Raw genomic sequence first — 13669 nt, forward strand, 5'->3', positions numbered from 1 at the left:
CCAGGTGAGGGCACGGGTGTCAGCGAACGGTGAGGGTGAAGGCGGAGCTCGTGGTGGCGCTGACGGTCAGGCCGTTGACGAGGACCGCGGGCACGGTGATGCGGAAGCGAGCCGAGCCGGGCTCGTCGCCGGCGCTGCCGTGCTGGAGGGCGTAGCCCTTGTTGAACTGCAGGGGGCCGGCGTCGAACCAGCTGCGGCCGTCCCAGAACTGCAGGCGGGCCTTGACCGTCGAGGCGGGCGAGATCCGCGCGGACAGGTCCACGTTGGCGCCGCGGTTGGCGACGGCCGGCGTGAAGCCCGCGGAGATGAACTTGGTCAGCGTCGTCGAGGACTTGGCCGAGGTGGAGGTGGCCGGGGTCAGCGCGATGACGTTGGTGCCGACGATCTTGCGGGCCGGGACCAGGAGCCGGTACTGGCGGTTGCCGAGGGAGGCGATGCCGGTGTCGAACGCGGCCGTGGTGTTACCGGCGTACCGGCCGTAGGTCTTCCAGGCGTCGGTGCTCTTGGCGCGAGCCTGGAGCTCGACCTTGATGCCGCTCGCACGCTCCTCGCGGCCTTCGCTGGTGAACAGGTCGAGGGTGCTCTTGATGGCGAGCCGGGCGCCGTAGACGGCCCGTGCAGGCACGGTGATTCCGGCGGCGAGGCTGCCGACGCGCAGGACCTTGGCGTCCTGTGCGCTCTCGCCCCACTCGTTGACCGCGCTCAGCCGGATCGCTGCGGGCCGGGCGACGGGCGGAAGTACACCCGAGGTCTGGCCGGCGGCGAAGGTGTGGCTGTTGGTCGCGGTGCCGGGAAGGTCGATGTTGGCCTTGACCGAACCGGGTCCGGCCACGTCCAGCGGGTCACCCGGCGTCTGGTCGGCAACGGCGGCCAGGGTCCAGCTGATGGAGGCAGTCGAGACCGCGACCAGGTTGGCGTCCTTCAGTGCCGGTACGGCCGGCAGGAAGGTGTCGAACTCCGCCGAAGGAGCCGGAGCGCTCGCGCCGTCGGCGTTGGAGGACTTGACGATCAGCTTCATCTTGTCCACGTTCCGCGAGAAGATGCTCTTCGGAACCAGGAACTCGTTGGGAGCCGTCGAGGTGACGTCGGCGAACTTGAGTTCGTTACCGCCCGGGAACTGCCAGAAGACCGAGTTGGCCAGGTCGGTGTCGACCCAGGTCAGCTTGATGTTGTTGCTGTCGGCCCAGGAGATCTTGACATCGGTCGGTGCATCCGGAACCGCGGCGAAGGCCGGGGTCTGCAGACCGGCGGACAGGGCGGCGACAGCTGTCACCGCGAGAGCAATCTTGCGCATGTGAATCCCGCTTCTTATAGGGACAGAAGAAGACAACTGGTTGTTGTCTTCAGCGAATGGTCAGGTTGTACGCCGAACTCGTGGTGGCGTTGACGGTCAGACCGTTGACGACGACCGTGGGGACGGTGACGCGGAGCCGGATGCTGAGCGGCTCGGTCTCGGGGCCGCCGCGCTCGACGTACGACCCCTTGGTGATCGGGAGCGGTCCGGCGTCGAACCAGGCCCGGCCGTCCCAGAACTGCAGCTTGCCCTGCACGGTCACGGCCGGCTGGATCTTGACCGCGAAGGTCCAGCGGGTACCGATCCGTCCGGCCGACGGGCTGAAGCCACTGCCGGCGTAGTTGACGAAGGTCTTGGAGGACTTCGCCGAGGTCGACGACGCCGGGGTCAGCACGATGACGTTGCCGCTGACAACCTTCCGGGCCGGGACCCACAGCCGGTACTGGCGATTGCCCAGCGAAGCGATGCCGGTGTCGAACGCGGCGGTCGTGTTCCCGGCGTACCGGCCGTAGGTCTTCCAGGCGTCGGTGGTCTTGGCGCGAGCCTGGAGCTCGACCGGGATGCCGCTCGCGCGCTCCTCGCGGCCCGGGCTGGTGAACAGGTCCAGGGTGCTCTTGATGGCGAGCCGGTTCGAGTACGCCGCCGAGGCGGGGACCGTGATCCCGGCGCCCAGCGTGCCGACCTTGACGGTCTTGACGGCCTTGTTCCGGCCCCACGGGTTGCGCGAGTACAGCGTGAACGTGGTCGGGCGCGGCTGGGGTACGAACGTGAAGGTCGTCGCCGGGGCCTGGATGAACCCGATGCTCTCGGTGCTGCCGTTCGGCCGCAGGGCGGTGACCTCGACCCCGTCGCGGAGCGGGTCGTCCAGCGGGTCGTTCGGCGTACCGTCCGCGATGGCGGCCTGCGTCCACTTGAGCTGGGTCGACAGGTTCGGCAGCAGGTTGGCGTCCTGGAGCACCGGGGCGGGCAGGAGGAAGGTGTCGAACTCCGGCGAGAGGCCGGGCTCGCTGAGCTCCTCGGCCACAGCCGACTTGACGACCAGCTGCACGTGGTCCGCGCGCGCGAAGATGCCCGTCGGCACCTGAATTGCGTTGGCGTCGGCGGCGGCCACCTTGGCGAACTCGAGGAGCGTGGCGTCGTTCGGGTACTTCAGGTAGACGACGTTGGCCTCGCCGCTGTCCTTCCAGGACAGCTCGATCTTGCCGTCGACGCCCCAAGCGACCGTCACGTCGGTCGGGGCAGCCGGAGCGGCCGCCCAGGCGGGCGTGGCGAGGCCGGCGGTCAGGAGGGCGGCCGCAGCCGCAGTGGTGGCAGCAAATCTGCGCATGTAGAGACCCCAGGTGAGAAACGCCTGGCGATCACCCCTGCCGCCAGTACGTGGCTCGGACCATAACAGGTCAACGGTTCAGACCGGAAAACAATTGCATCCACGTGCAAAGGGTCGACTCAGCTGGAGAAATCCTCCGGCGCGACGCCGTCCAGGAACTGGCGGAACCGCTCCAGCTCGGCCTGTTCCTCCTCGGGGGTGGCCACGCCGGCCTCGCGCAGAACCTCTTCTGTACAGCGGATCGGGGTGTTCAGGCGGACTGCGAGCGCCACCGAGTCGCTCGGTCTCGCCGATACCCGCGCACCGTTGTCGAGCAGTAACTCTGCGTAGAAGACCGCGTCCCGCAGTTCGACGATCTCGACCGCTTCCAGCCGCACGCCCCAGGCCTCGATCAGGTCCCGCATCAGGTCGTGGGTGAGCGGGCGGGACGGGCGCAGGCCCTGTTCCTCGTAGGCGATCGCGGTCGCTTCGACCGAGCCGATCGAGATCGGCAGGTAGCGGTAACCCTCGGTCTCGCGCAGCATCATCACCGGGGCCCGGTTGGGCGATTCCATCCGGATCCCGATCAGTGTCAGTTCTCGCATCATCGTCATGGTGCGACCTCTCCTCAGACCGGCACCCGGTGGGGCGCCGGTTCCTCGGTAGGAACATACCCGTCGGTTCCAGTGTCACCCGGACACCCCTGCGGCTGTGCCAGGATCGACACCGAGCCGTGTCTCTACGGTGCGCCGAACCGTTCGTACACGAGGCGGCCGTCGGTCAGGCGGTGTGCGACCAGGAAGGCGCCTGGGGAGAACTTCCCGACCTTGAGACCGAGCTCGCGTTGCAGCGCGGGGAGCACCGGCCGGTGCGAGCAGACCACGGTCACTCGGTCCGCCTTCCACGCCCGGTCGGCCAAACCACGCAGGCCGTGCGGATGAGCGTCGTACCCACGCTCGGAGATCTCCGGCCAGAGATGCAGGTGCCGATCGATCGACTTGGCGTACGGCAGCAGGGTGGAGGTGCAACGCTCGGCGTCGCTGCTGATCAACCGGTCCGCACCGAGAGCAGCCAGTACGTCGCTCAGTCGCTCGGCGACCGCCGTACCGGTGGGGTTGAGGGGGCGGAGCGTGTCCTTGCCGTCCCAGTCCTTGCGTTTCACCGCCTCCGCGTGCCGCACCAGGACCAGCGTCGCCGCGACGGGCGCCACGCGGGCCAGAACGTCCAGGATGTCGACGTCGCGGGGGTAGCTGAGCCGCGACCGGGCCTCGTCAACCGGCAGCCAGTCGATCTCGTCGACCTCGTCGTTCGGCTCGAAGTCAACGCCACCGGTGGGGACGGCGGACCAGTAGTGCACCAGCTTCTGCGCCGTCGCGCCGTTCTTGCGGATCGGATAGCGCTGCACACCCAGCGGCGCACCGAGAACGACCTGTACGCCGGTCTCCTCCTCGATCTCGCGCCGAGCCGCCAGCAGGATGTGCTCGCGCTGGGTGAGCTTGCCCTTCGGGAGGGACCAGTCGTCGTACCGGGGGCGGTGCACGAGCAGCACCTCACGGATGCCGCGGCGCTCACGCCAGACGACACCACCCGCGGCGATAACCGTCGCCGGGTTGCTCATAGCCTCAGCCTAGGTAATCGGATCGGCAGTTCTGCGGCGGCCACGCGTGGCGATCAGTTTTGATTGCAGGTCACGGAGTGGCTCACCGTCCGGTCGGGTCAGTCTGGCTTCCCAGGTGTTGTCCGGCTGCAGCCACCAGGACTGGGTGCCCTCGTCGAGAGCCATGTCGAACATCTCGCGGACCTCGCCGATGTGGTCGGTCTCCTTGAGCTGCACGAGCACCTCGACCCGGCGGTCCAGGTTGCGGTGCATCAGGTCGGCCGATCCGATCCAGGCCTCGGGCTCGCCGCCGTTCTCGAACCAGAACACCCGGCTGTGCTCGAGGAACCGGCCCAGGATGCTGCGGACCCGGATGTTCTCGGACAGTCCCTCGATCCCCGGTCGGAGAGTGCAGATACCGCGGATCCACAGGTCGACCGGTACGCCGGCCTGCGAGGCTCGGTAGAGCGCGTCACACAGGGCCTCGTCGACCAGGCTGTTGACCTTGATCCGCACGCGGGCCGGACGACCGGCCAGCTGGTGCTGGATCTCGCGGTCGATGCGGTCGAGCAGACCACGCCGTACCGACTGGGGTGCCACCAGGATCCGGCGGTAGCCCGCGTTGCGGGCGAAACCGGAGAGGTGGTTGAACAGGTGGGCCACATCCTCGGTGACCACCCTGTCGCTGGTCAGTAGACCGAGGTCCTCGTACAACCGGGCGGTCTTGGGGTGGTAGTTGCCGGTGCCGATGTGGACATAGCGGCGCAGACCGTCCGGCTCGTCACGAACCACCATCGAGAGTTTGGAGTGCGTCTTCAGGCCGATCACGCCGTACACGACGTGGCAGCCGGCGTGCTCGAGCTGCCGGGCCCACTTGATGTTCGCCTGCTCGTCGAACCGGGCCTGGATCTCCACCAGCACCAGCACCTGCTTGCCGGCCTCGGCTGCATCGATCAGGGCGTCGACGATGGGGGAGTCACCGGAGGTGCGGTACAGCGTCTGCTTGATCGCCAGCACGTGCGGATCGGCGGCCGCCTGCTCGATGAAGCGCTGCACGCTGGTCGAGAAGGAGTCGTACGGATGGTGGACCAGGACGTCGCGCTGCTTGAGCGCGTAGAACATGTCCGCCGGGTTGGACGTCTCCACCTCGGCCAGGTGCGGGTGGGTGGACGGGACGAACGCCGGATACTTCAGCTCGGCGCGGTCCAGACCGGCGATCGCGAACAGGCCACGCAGGTCCAGCGGACCGGGCAGCTCGAACACCTCGGCCTCTTTGACACCTAGCTCGGACAGCAGCAGCGCCCGCACCTGCGGATCGATCGACTCCTCGACCTCGAGCCGGACCGGCGGTCCGAACCGGCGGCGCAGCAGCTCCTTCTCGAGCGCCACCAGCAGGTTCTCCGCGTCGTCCTCCTCGACCTCGAGGTCCTCGTTGCGGGTCACCCGGAAGGTGTGGTGCTGGGTGACCTCCATCCCCGGGAACAGCTGGCCCAGGTGGGTCGCGATCACGTCCTCCAGCGGGACGAACCGGCCCTCCGCCACCTGCACGAACCGCGGCAGCAGCGGCGGCACCTTCACTCGCGCGAAGTGCTCACCGCCGGTGTCGGGGTTGCGGACCACGACGGCCAGGTTGAGGCTCAGGCCGGAGATGTAGGGGAACGGGTGTGACGGGTCGACCGCGAGCGGCGTCAGCACCGGGAAGACGCGGTCCCGGAAGAACCGGGTCATCTCCTCGCGCTCACTCTGCTCCAGCTCGACCCAGCGCAGGATGTCGATACCCTGCTCGGTCAACGCCGGCTGAACCACCTTGCGCCAGGTGTCGGCCTGCCGGTCCATCAGCTCGCGGCTGCGGGTCAGGCTGCGGTCGAGCACCTCACGGGGAAGCAGCCCGCTGGCCGCCTTCACCGCGACCCCGGCCGCGATCCGGCGCTTCAGACCGGCCACCCGGACCATGTAGAACTCGTCCAGGTTGCTCGCGAAGATGGCCAGGAACTTGGCCCGCTCCAGCAGCGGGACCGTGTCGTTCTCGGCGAGCTCCAGGACTCGCTGGTTGAACGCCAGCCAGCTCAACTCACGATCGGAGAAGCGATCCGCCGGGAGATCTCCCGCGGCCGCGATGTCGTACGGCGGTTCTACGTCGTACTCCCGATTGTGGGATGCCAGCAAGTCTCCAGCCACGTTGACCAGCATCCCATCCTTTGATGAACATGAGGTTGCCGAGGGCATGTCGACGGACCGCCCGAATTTGTTGCTAGCGTCACTCCTTGTGAACCCTCGACTGGACGCCCTGCTCCGCGGCACCGTGTCCGCCGTACAAGCGAACGCGCTGACGCCGCTCTACGCGCTGCCCACCGCCGTCCGCCGACGCCTGGCCGGCGCCCCGATCCAGATCGACGGCAACACCTTCGACCCCGAAGTGCAACTGCTCCTGCGCGTGGAGTCATTGTTGCCCGGCACAACGAAAAAGGACGCCGCCACGGCCCGCGCCCATCTGCGCAGCGTGAGCAAGCTGATCGCCGGTCACCCCCGCGAGCTACAGCGTGTGACCGACCTCACCGTCCGCGGAGCCGATGGCCAGCTCGGGGCTCGCCTGTATGTACCTCGCGACGCCGGCCGCGGGCTGCTCGTCTTCTTCCATGGCGGCGGCTGGGTCGTCGGCGACCTCGACACCCACGACTCGCTCTGCCGCACCATCGCCGCCGACGCCGGCATCCGCGTCCTCTCCGTCGACTACCGCCTCGCGCCCGAAGCTCCGGCGCCCACCGCGGCCGAAGACGCCCTGGCCGCCTTCACCTGGGCCGTCGAACACGCCGAAGACCTGACCGTCGACCCCGCCCTGATAGCCGTCGGCGGCGACAGCGCCGGCGGCAACCTGGCCGCGGTAGTCGCCCAGCAGTCCGTGGTCCGCGACCTCCCACGCCCAGCACTCCAGGTGCTCCTCTACCCCGCCGTGGACCTGGTCGGCCGCCGCCCCAGCCGAGACCTCTTCGGCGAGAACTTCCTCCTCACCGAAGAAGACATCCTCTGGTACCGAGACCACTACACCCCCGACCCCGCCCTCCGCCCCGACCCCGTCGTCTCCCCGCTACTGGCGGAGTCCCTAGCCGGTCTCCCCCCAGCCCTCATCACCACCGCCGGCTTCGACCCCCTCCGAGACGAAGGCACCGAGTACGCCGAAGCCCTGACGGCCGCCGGCGTACAAGTAACCCACCTCAACCACGCCACCCTCCCCCACGGCCACTACAACCTCCAGACCATCCCCGGCGCCACCGCCGAAGCCATCACCACCCTGACCACCCACCTAAGGTCAGCCCTCCACTAACGAGGCGGCTCAACAAGAACCGGCACGGCTTCCCGAACCTGAAGCGGCGTGGCGGGCCCGGTGATCGGGACAGTGCCGATGAACTGCGGACCGAGGTCTTCAACCTCAAACCTGGCGTCATAGTTGACGGTCACCGACAAGCGCACATCACCACGCTTCATGTATCTGTGAGTGATCTCTTGAGAGGGATACGGCTTCCCCGCAGACTCCGTGGTCCTACTAGCCCCGTCACCAAAGTGCCACGTATAGCTGACAGGCACCGCCGTCACCACAACCGCAAACCCAGCCACGCGAACGGGCACCGTAGTCACACCCTTGTCATCCGTGTAAACGATCGTCTCCAGATTGACCAGAGTCCGCTCCCTCGGCTGCACATAAACCCGCAACTTCGGAAAGATCACGTCCTTCGACTCAGCCACCACCTGCTCCCAAGTAACATCCTCAGGCCGCGGCTGCACAACCCGAGGCGGCGAAGCCGGCCGCCCCGGCCGCCGGCCTCGAACCGGCCCGGTCGGCTGACAACGAGTCGGCCCAGGAACCGTCCCGTCAGGCCCCAGACGTCCACAGATCCCGATGTTCAGCCGAAAGGACGGGCGAGCGCCATCGGTGCCCCTCGGCGCCTTCGGGATCTGCTTTCTCGGTGGTTTCCGTGGCTTGCCTGCAGAGTGCGGGACGGAAGGCGTCAATCGTTTCGTCGTCCGGCGATTCTGAGTGCCGGTGATCGTTGAGCCCCAAGCAGTCCCTTTTCCTTTGACCTTCGGCTTCGGTGGCTTCGTCTCCTTCACGGACGCCGAGCTGAGCGACCGCACCTGCCCTGCTTCCCGCTCAGCAGCGTTGGCCACACTGGATCCACCGATGATCAGGATGGCTGAAATCGTGGCCGACAAGCCACGACGGGGCAGGTGACTGTTCATTCCTTGATCTGCATCTCGAACATGACCCAGTCACCGTCTCGCGGTGACAAGGTGAACTCCATCGTCCCGGTGCCCGGATCATGTGTGACGGGCTCAGCGGTCGGAGCGGTTCGTTCTTCAAAGACTCCACTCTTCAGCTCGGCAGAGCCGCCGACCTTTCCACCGGTTCCTCGGAAGATTTCCTTCACGTTGGTCAGGCGGTCCTTGTAGTCACCGGTCAGCCCGCCGTTCTTTGCGTTGGTCTTGCGGACGTACTCCGCAAACCCCTTGCACCCGAGGCAGCCCTTGTCGCTCTCGGCCAGCAGCGGCTCGGCGTCCCCGGTCTCATAGGCGTAGTTGATCAGTCCGACGTAGAAGCCGACGAATGCCTCGCCTGCGGCCAGGCTGGAGCCTGCGGCTGCCGGGAGGCGCGTAGGAGGGGTCGTCGGTAGGGCCGGGGGCGAGGGCGGGTTTGTTCCGGGGCCGGTTGGCTGACTCGAGGACGAGGTTGGCGCTGTGTTTGGGCGGCCGGCTTCGGGGCTGTTGGGGGCGCAGGCGGTTAGGGCTAGGGCGGTTGCGCAGGAGGTTAGGGCGGCTGGGAGCCAGTTGCGGGGTGTCACCGATGTCACCTCTCCGTAGTCAATCTGATGGTAGACGGAGTCGGTGGGGGTGGGAGGTCAGTTGGTGGGGCTGTGGATAAGTGGGGGCCAGGAGCCGTCCGGCTGGGGGGTTAGAGGCGCGGACGGCTCCTGGTTGTGGGTGGGACGGGTGGGGAGGGGGATTATGACGCGGAGTGAGGGGATGGGTTCGGTGTGGTGTCGGTCACGGGAGGGGGATCGGGGCCCGGGGCAGCTATTTGGGGGTGTATTGGACGTGTTGGGCGGCTGTGGTGAAGCCGAGGGTTTTGTAGAGGTGGCGGGCGGGGGTGTTGGTGCCGTCTACGTAGAGGGTGATGGTGTCGAGGTTGCGGGTGGTTTGGAGGTAGGTGAGGCCTTGGAGGGTTAGGGCTTTGCCTAGGCCGGCGCCTTGGTGGGTGGGGGAGACGCCTACTACGTAGACCTCGCCGGTGCCGTCTTCGATCTTGGTCCAGTGGTAGCCGGCCAGGTTGCCTTCGGCATCGATGGCCAGGAAGAAGCCTTCGGGGTCGAACCAGGGCTGGTTGAGGCGGTCGGTGAGGTCGGACTGGGTCCAGGAGCCTTGTTCGGGGTGGGTGGCGAAGGCTTGGCGGTTGACTTCGAGCCAGGCGGTGTCGTCCTGGCCGGGGACGAAGGGGCGGACGGTGATGCCTTCGGGCCAGGTGGGCTCGAGGAGGTCGGCGCGGGTACGGCGGAGGAAGTAGAGCTCACGGGATACCTCGAGCCCGAGGCGGGCGGCGAGTTCGTCGGCGCCGGGGAGGCGGCCGTGGGCCCAGACGGCGAGGCGGGGGCCGGCGTGGTCGAGCAGGATGCGCAGGAGCGCCGTACCGGTGCCTTGGCGGCGGTATTCCGGGGTGACGACGAGTTCGGCGGAGCCTTCGGGGGTGAGGGCGGCGTAGCCGATCAGGTTGCGGGCGGACTGGAGGCCGGTGGGTTCGAGGGTGCCGGGTTCGCCGTCGTAGGCGAGGACGTGCAGGTCGCCGGGGTGTTCGCCGTCGAGGTGCAGGAGGGTGCGTTCGTCGAGCGGGTTCACGCCGTCGCTGTGTGCGGCCGTGTGAGCGAGCTCCGTGACGGCGGCGGCGGTGGCCGGGGGCAACGGTGAGGGAACTGCTTCGAGAGTCACGTGAATACCGTAAAAGGTCCTGGCGAGTTCATGCTCGAGTCCTTGGAAGGGTCGCCGCGCGTCGGGTAATTTCGCGGGACCGCATGGCGAATCCGTGCGGTGATCGCTACGACGACGGAGTAGACATGGCCTTGACAGGACGAGACATGAAGTGGCTGAACCGACGCCGGGCCGCGGGCCTGATCGCCGTCGGCACGGCCGCGGTGCTCGGCTTGGCCACGGGGGGAACCGTGACCCAGGCAACGCCGGCGAAACTGAAGCCGACGCACACGCAGATCCAGCTGCTCGCCATCAACGACTTCCACGGCAACCTGGAGGCGCCGAGTGGCTCGAGCGGCAACATCAACGGCGTTCCGGCCGGTGGGGCGGCCTTCCTCGCCACGCACCTGAAGCAGATGCGCGCTGCGGCCGAGGCGAAGGGGCAGGACTCGGTGACGGTCGCCGCGGGTGACCTGATCGGGGCGTCGCCGCTGCTGTCGGCCGCGTTCCACGACGAGCCGACCGTCGAGGCGCTGAACGGGATGGGCCTGGAGGCTGCCTCGGTCGGCAACCACGAGTTCGACGAGGGCTGGCACGAGCTGCTCCGGATGCAGACCGGTGGCTGTCTGCCGGACGGCGACGGGCAGAACAACCAGAACTCCTGCCCGGACCCGAAGCGCCCGTTCGAGGGCGCCAAGTTCAAGTACTTGGCGGCCAACGTGTTCTTCGAGAACACGAAGCGGACGCTGTTCAAGCCCTACACCATCAAGACCTTCGACGACGGCCGCAAGGTCGGCTTCATCGGGATGACCCTGGAGAACACGCCCAACATCGTCACCAAGGCGGGTGTCGAGGGACTGACCTTCAAGGACGAGATCGAGACGGCGAACGCGCTGGTCCCGGAGCTGAAGAAGAAGGGTGTGAAGTCGATCGTCCTGCTGCTGCACGAGGGTGGCTTCCCGGCCGACCCGAAGGCGTACAACAGCTGCCCGGGGATCTCGGGCCCGATCGTCGACATCAACAAGGGTCTCGACCCGGAGATCGACACGATCATCTCCGGCCACACCCACCAGGGCTACAACTGCAGCCTGCCGGACAGCGCCGGTCAGCCGCGGCTCGTCACCAGCGGTTCGTCGTTCGGCCGCCTCGTCACCGAGGTGCGGCTGAGCATCAACAACGCCACCGGTGACGTCGACCGGCTGAACACGCTGGCCAACAACCAGATCGTCACCCGCGACGTGCCGGCCGACCGCCGGACCAGCGAGCTGATCGGCAAGTACCAGACGCTGGTCGCTCCGATCTCGAACAAGGTGATCGGTCACCTCACCGGTACGTCGGTCTCCCGGACACCGGACGATTCGCTCGAATCCCCGCTCGGCAACCTGATCGCGGACGGGCAGCTGGCCGACCCGTCGACGGTGACCGGTGGGAAGGTGCCGGTGGCGGCGTTCATGAACCCGGGCGGGATCCGGGCCGACCTGGCGTCGAACGCGGGTGAGGTCACCTTCGGGCAGGCCTTCACCGTGCAGCCGTTCAACAACTTCCTGGTCTCGATGGACATGACCGGGACGCAGATCAAGGCCCTGCTCGAGCAGCAGTTCTCCGGGGTGAACGGTCCGGAGGCCGGCAAGTACAAGGTGCTCCAGGTGGCCGGTATCACCTACACGTGGAACCCGGCCGCCGCGGCGGGTTCGAAGATCGTGCCGGGGTCGGTGAAGATCGCCGGGCAGCCGCTCGTCGAGGCGACGTCGTACCGGATCGTCACGAACAACTTCCTGTCCGATGGTGGCGACGGGTTCCCGGCGTTCGCGTCGGCGACGAACAAGTTCTTCGGTGGGCTCGACATCGATGCCTTCGCGAAGTACCTGACCGCGCACGACCCGTACACCCCGGGCCCGACCGACCGGATCTCGATCGGTTCCTGACCCTGACTCCGATGAGTGCGTCGCCTCAGTGCGGCGCACTCACGGCAGGAGCCTGAGCACCACCAAGGTCAGTGCGCCTGCGGTGGTGATCGCGGCGAGGCCGCCGAAGCCGCGCCGCAGGGCGGCACCGAAGACGGCCAGCGTGAGCGGGACCAGCATCACCAGCAGGGTGACTCCGCCCGCGTGGATGCCGACGTGCTCGCGGCCGCTGAGCACCAGGCCGAGAATCATCGCCAACGTCAGGCCCAGCCAGGTGGGCCGGCGGATCGGTCCGTCAGCGGTCCGGTGACCGCGGTGCGAAGCGCGGGTCGCGCGGCGATGCGAGGTCGGAGCAACGTGCGCCATCGAGGATCGGTGACCTTCCGTGGAACGACGGAATACGCAAGGTAGCAGGATCCTTGACAGTCGTAAAAGGCCAGCCGCACAACAGCCTCACCAGTCACACAACACTTCTGGCGTTACACGACCGGTCTAGATCACAGCCGTAACTCAGCCGCCGGCGAAGGGTGGCAGGGCGTCGACCTGGGCGCCCGCGGGGAGCAGGGTGGCGGGTGTCGCGCGCTCGCCGTTGAGCAGGAAGGTGCAGAGCGAGAGGACCCGGGCGAGCTCTGGCCGGCCGGACGAGACCGTGCTGATCAGATCGCCGAGCGAGGCGGCCTCAGCGGTCGCGGTGGACTCGCCGGCGGCGCTGCGGGCGGCGGCGAAGTACCTGATGGTGACTTCCGGCATCTGGAGGCGACCTCACTAATCGGTTAAGTCTTCCGCTATTATGTCAGCTTGCTGTTGCTATCCAGTGTCTCGGGCCCCCGGCAATGACGCCGTTGGGGCTCGACGTGCACTACGACAGGAACAGGGGGACAACGTGAGCACGTTGCTTCTGCTGACGAACGCACTGCAGGCCTCTACCGAGGTGCTGCCGTCGCTCGCGTTGTTGCCGCACCAGATCCGGATCCTGCCCGCCGAGGTGGCCGCTCTGGTGGATGCCCCCGACGCGGATGCCGTCCTGCTGGACGCCCGGCGGGATCTGGTCGCCGTTCGCGGCGTCTCCCGCCTGATCCGTACGACGGGAATCGACGTACCGCTGATTCTGGTCGTCACCGAAGGCGGCCTGACCGCAGTGAACGCGGACTGGGGTGCCGACGACGTGCTGCTCGACACCGCGGGTCCCGCGGAGATCGAGGCCCGGCTGCGTCTGGTGATCGGCCGGCTCGCCGCGACCCGCAACGAGGACCCGGACACCAGCCTGATCCGCACGGGCGACGTGGTGATCGACGAGGCGTCCTACACCGCCAAGCTCAACGGGCGGGCGCTCGACCTGACGTACAAGGAGTTCGAGCTGTTCAAGTTCCTGGCGCAGCACCCCGGGCGGGTGTTCACCCGGGAGCAGCTCCTCCAGGAGGTCTGGGGCTACGACTACTTCGGCGGTACGCGGACGGTCGACGTCCATGTACGGCGGCTGCGGGCCAAGCTCGGCCCGGAGCACGAGCAACTGATCGGGACTGTCCGCAACGTCGGCTACCGCTTCGTGGTCCCACCGACCGCCAGCCAGCGCGAAACGGCCGAGGCACCCGCCTGAATCAGCACCAAGCCCCCAT

General features: G+C 67.6%; 13 protein-coding genes. 3 read left to right on the forward strand and 10 right to left on the reverse strand.

Going from position 1 to position 13669, the window contains the following annotated elements; all coding sequences use genetic code 11:
• Positions 1–19: 19 nt before the first annotated feature.
• The 5 genes from ACFCV3_RS09105 to ACFCV3_RS09125 form a co-directional block, all read right to left on the reverse strand.
• A complete protein-coding gene (locus tag ACFCV3_RS09105; RefSeq protein ID WP_376027856.1) occupies positions 20–1294 on the reverse strand; it encodes a hypothetical protein in 1275 nt (424 codons plus the stop codon).
• A gap of 49 nt (positions 1295–1343) precedes the next feature.
• On the reverse strand, positions 1344–2621 hold the full coding sequence (locus ACFCV3_RS09110) for a hypothetical protein (protein ID WP_376027858.1): 1278 nt from the start codon (positions 2619–2621) through the stop codon (positions 1344–1346).
• A 119-nt stretch (positions 2622–2740) separates the two neighbouring features.
• Positions 2741–3205 (reverse strand): bifunctional nuclease family protein, encoded by a 465-nt coding sequence (locus ACFCV3_RS09115; RefSeq protein ID WP_165952492.1) that lies wholly within the window; start codon positions 3203–3205, stop codon positions 2741–2743.
• 134 nt (positions 3206–3339) lie between these two features.
• Entirely contained in the window at positions 3340–4218 is an 879-nt protein-coding gene (locus ACFCV3_RS09120; RefSeq protein WP_376027861.1) for an NUDIX domain-containing protein, read from the reverse strand.
• A 9-nt stretch (positions 4219–4227) separates the two neighbouring features.
• On the reverse strand, positions 4228–6387 hold the full coding sequence (locus tag ACFCV3_RS09125) for an RNA degradosome polyphosphate kinase (RefSeq protein WP_376027864.1): 2160 nt from the start codon (positions 6385–6387) through the stop codon (positions 4228–4230).
• 76 nt (positions 6388–6463) lie between these two features.
• On the opposite strand from ACFCV3_RS09125, the gene ACFCV3_RS09130 reads away from it, so the two are divergent.
• The gene (locus ACFCV3_RS09130; protein WP_376027866.1) at positions 6464–7519 is read left to right on the forward strand and encodes an alpha/beta hydrolase; all 1056 of its coding nucleotides are present in this window, start codon (positions 6464–6466) and stop codon (positions 7517–7519) included.
• On the opposite strand, the gene ACFCV3_RS09135 is transcribed toward ACFCV3_RS09130, so the two are convergent.
• The 3 genes from ACFCV3_RS09135 to mshD form a co-directional block, all read right to left on the reverse strand.
• Positions 7516–7938 (reverse strand): PKD domain-containing protein, encoded by a 423-nt coding sequence (locus ACFCV3_RS09135; RefSeq protein WP_376027868.1) that lies wholly within the window; start codon positions 7936–7938, stop codon positions 7516–7518. The two genes, ACFCV3_RS09130 and ACFCV3_RS09135, sit on opposite strands and share 4 nt — an antisense overlap.
• 491 nt (positions 7939–8429) lie before the next feature.
• Entirely contained in the window at positions 8430–9032 is a 603-nt protein-coding gene (locus tag ACFCV3_RS09140; RefSeq protein ID WP_376027871.1) for a DUF6318 family protein, read from the reverse strand.
• A gap of 232 nt (positions 9033–9264) precedes the next feature.
• On the reverse strand, positions 9265–10170 hold the full coding sequence (gene mshD / locus ACFCV3_RS09145) for a mycothiol synthase (protein ID WP_376027874.1): 906 nt from the start codon (positions 10168–10170) through the stop codon (positions 9265–9267).
• A gap of 146 nt (positions 10171–10316) precedes the next feature.
• On the opposite strand from mshD, the gene ACFCV3_RS09150 reads away from it, so the two are divergent.
• Positions 10317–12074 carry a bifunctional metallophosphatase/5'-nucleotidase gene (locus ACFCV3_RS09150; RefSeq protein ID WP_376027876.1) on the forward strand — a complete coding sequence of 586 codons (1758 nt, stop codon included), beginning with the start codon at positions 10317–10319 and terminating at the stop codon, positions 12072–12074.
• Between the two features lie 39 nt (positions 12075–12113).
• Here the strand turns inward: ACFCV3_RS09150 and ACFCV3_RS09155 are convergent, their stop codons facing one another.
• Together ACFCV3_RS09155 and ACFCV3_RS09160 are read right to left on the reverse strand one after the other, a co-directional pair.
• Entirely contained in the window at positions 12114–12419 is a 306-nt protein-coding gene (locus ACFCV3_RS09155; protein WP_376027878.1) for a hypothetical protein, read from the reverse strand.
• A gap of 144 nt (positions 12420–12563) precedes the next feature.
• Positions 12564–12803, reverse strand: coding sequence for a MoaD/ThiS family protein (locus ACFCV3_RS09160; RefSeq protein ID WP_376027880.1), 240 nt, complete (start codon positions 12801–12803; stop codon positions 12564–12566).
• Between the two features lie 133 nt (positions 12804–12936).
• Between ACFCV3_RS09160 and ACFCV3_RS09165 the strand changes: the two genes are divergently transcribed.
• Positions 12937–13650 carry a winged helix-turn-helix domain-containing protein gene (locus ACFCV3_RS09165; RefSeq protein WP_376027881.1) on the forward strand — a complete coding sequence of 238 codons (714 nt, stop codon included), beginning with the start codon at positions 12937–12939 and terminating at the stop codon, positions 13648–13650.
• The last annotated feature ends 19 nt before the right edge of the window (positions 13651–13669 follow it).

Source organism: Kribbella sp. NPDC056345 (assembly GCF_042262745.1).
Lineage (GTDB): Bacteria > Actinomycetota > Actinomycetes > Propionibacteriales > Kribbellaceae > Kribbella.

Coding starts and splice junctions, on each gene's coding strand:
- ACFCV3_RS09155 (WP_376027878.1), bottom strand. CDS start 12,419: ATGGCGCACGTTGCTCCGACCTCGCATCGCCGCGCGACCCGCGCTTCG.
- ACFCV3_RS09115 (WP_165952492.1), bottom strand. CDS start 3,205: ATGCGAGAACTGACACTGATCGGGATCCGGATGGAATCGCCCAACCGG.
- ACFCV3_RS09160 (WP_376027880.1), bottom strand. CDS start 12,803: ATGCCGGAAGTCACCATCAGGTACTTCGCCGCCGCCCGCAGCGCCGCC.
- ACFCV3_RS09125 (WP_376027864.1), bottom strand. CDS start 6,387: ATGCTGGTCAACGTGGCTGGAGACTTGCTGGCATCCCACAATCGGGAG.
- ACFCV3_RS09110 (WP_376027858.1), bottom strand. CDS start 2,621: ATGCGCAGATTTGCTGCCACCACTGCGGCTGCGGCCGCCCTCCTGACC.
- ACFCV3_RS09150 (WP_376027876.1), top strand. CDS start 10,317: ATGAAGTGGCTGAACCGACGCCGGGCCGCGGGCCTGATCGCCGTCGGC.
- ACFCV3_RS09105 (WP_376027856.1), bottom strand. CDS start 1,294: ATGCGCAAGATTGCTCTCGCGGTGACAGCTGTCGCCGCCCTGTCCGCC.
- ACFCV3_RS09120 (WP_376027861.1), bottom strand. CDS start 4,218: ATGAGCAACCCGGCGACGGTTATCGCCGCGGGTGGTGTCGTCTGGCGT.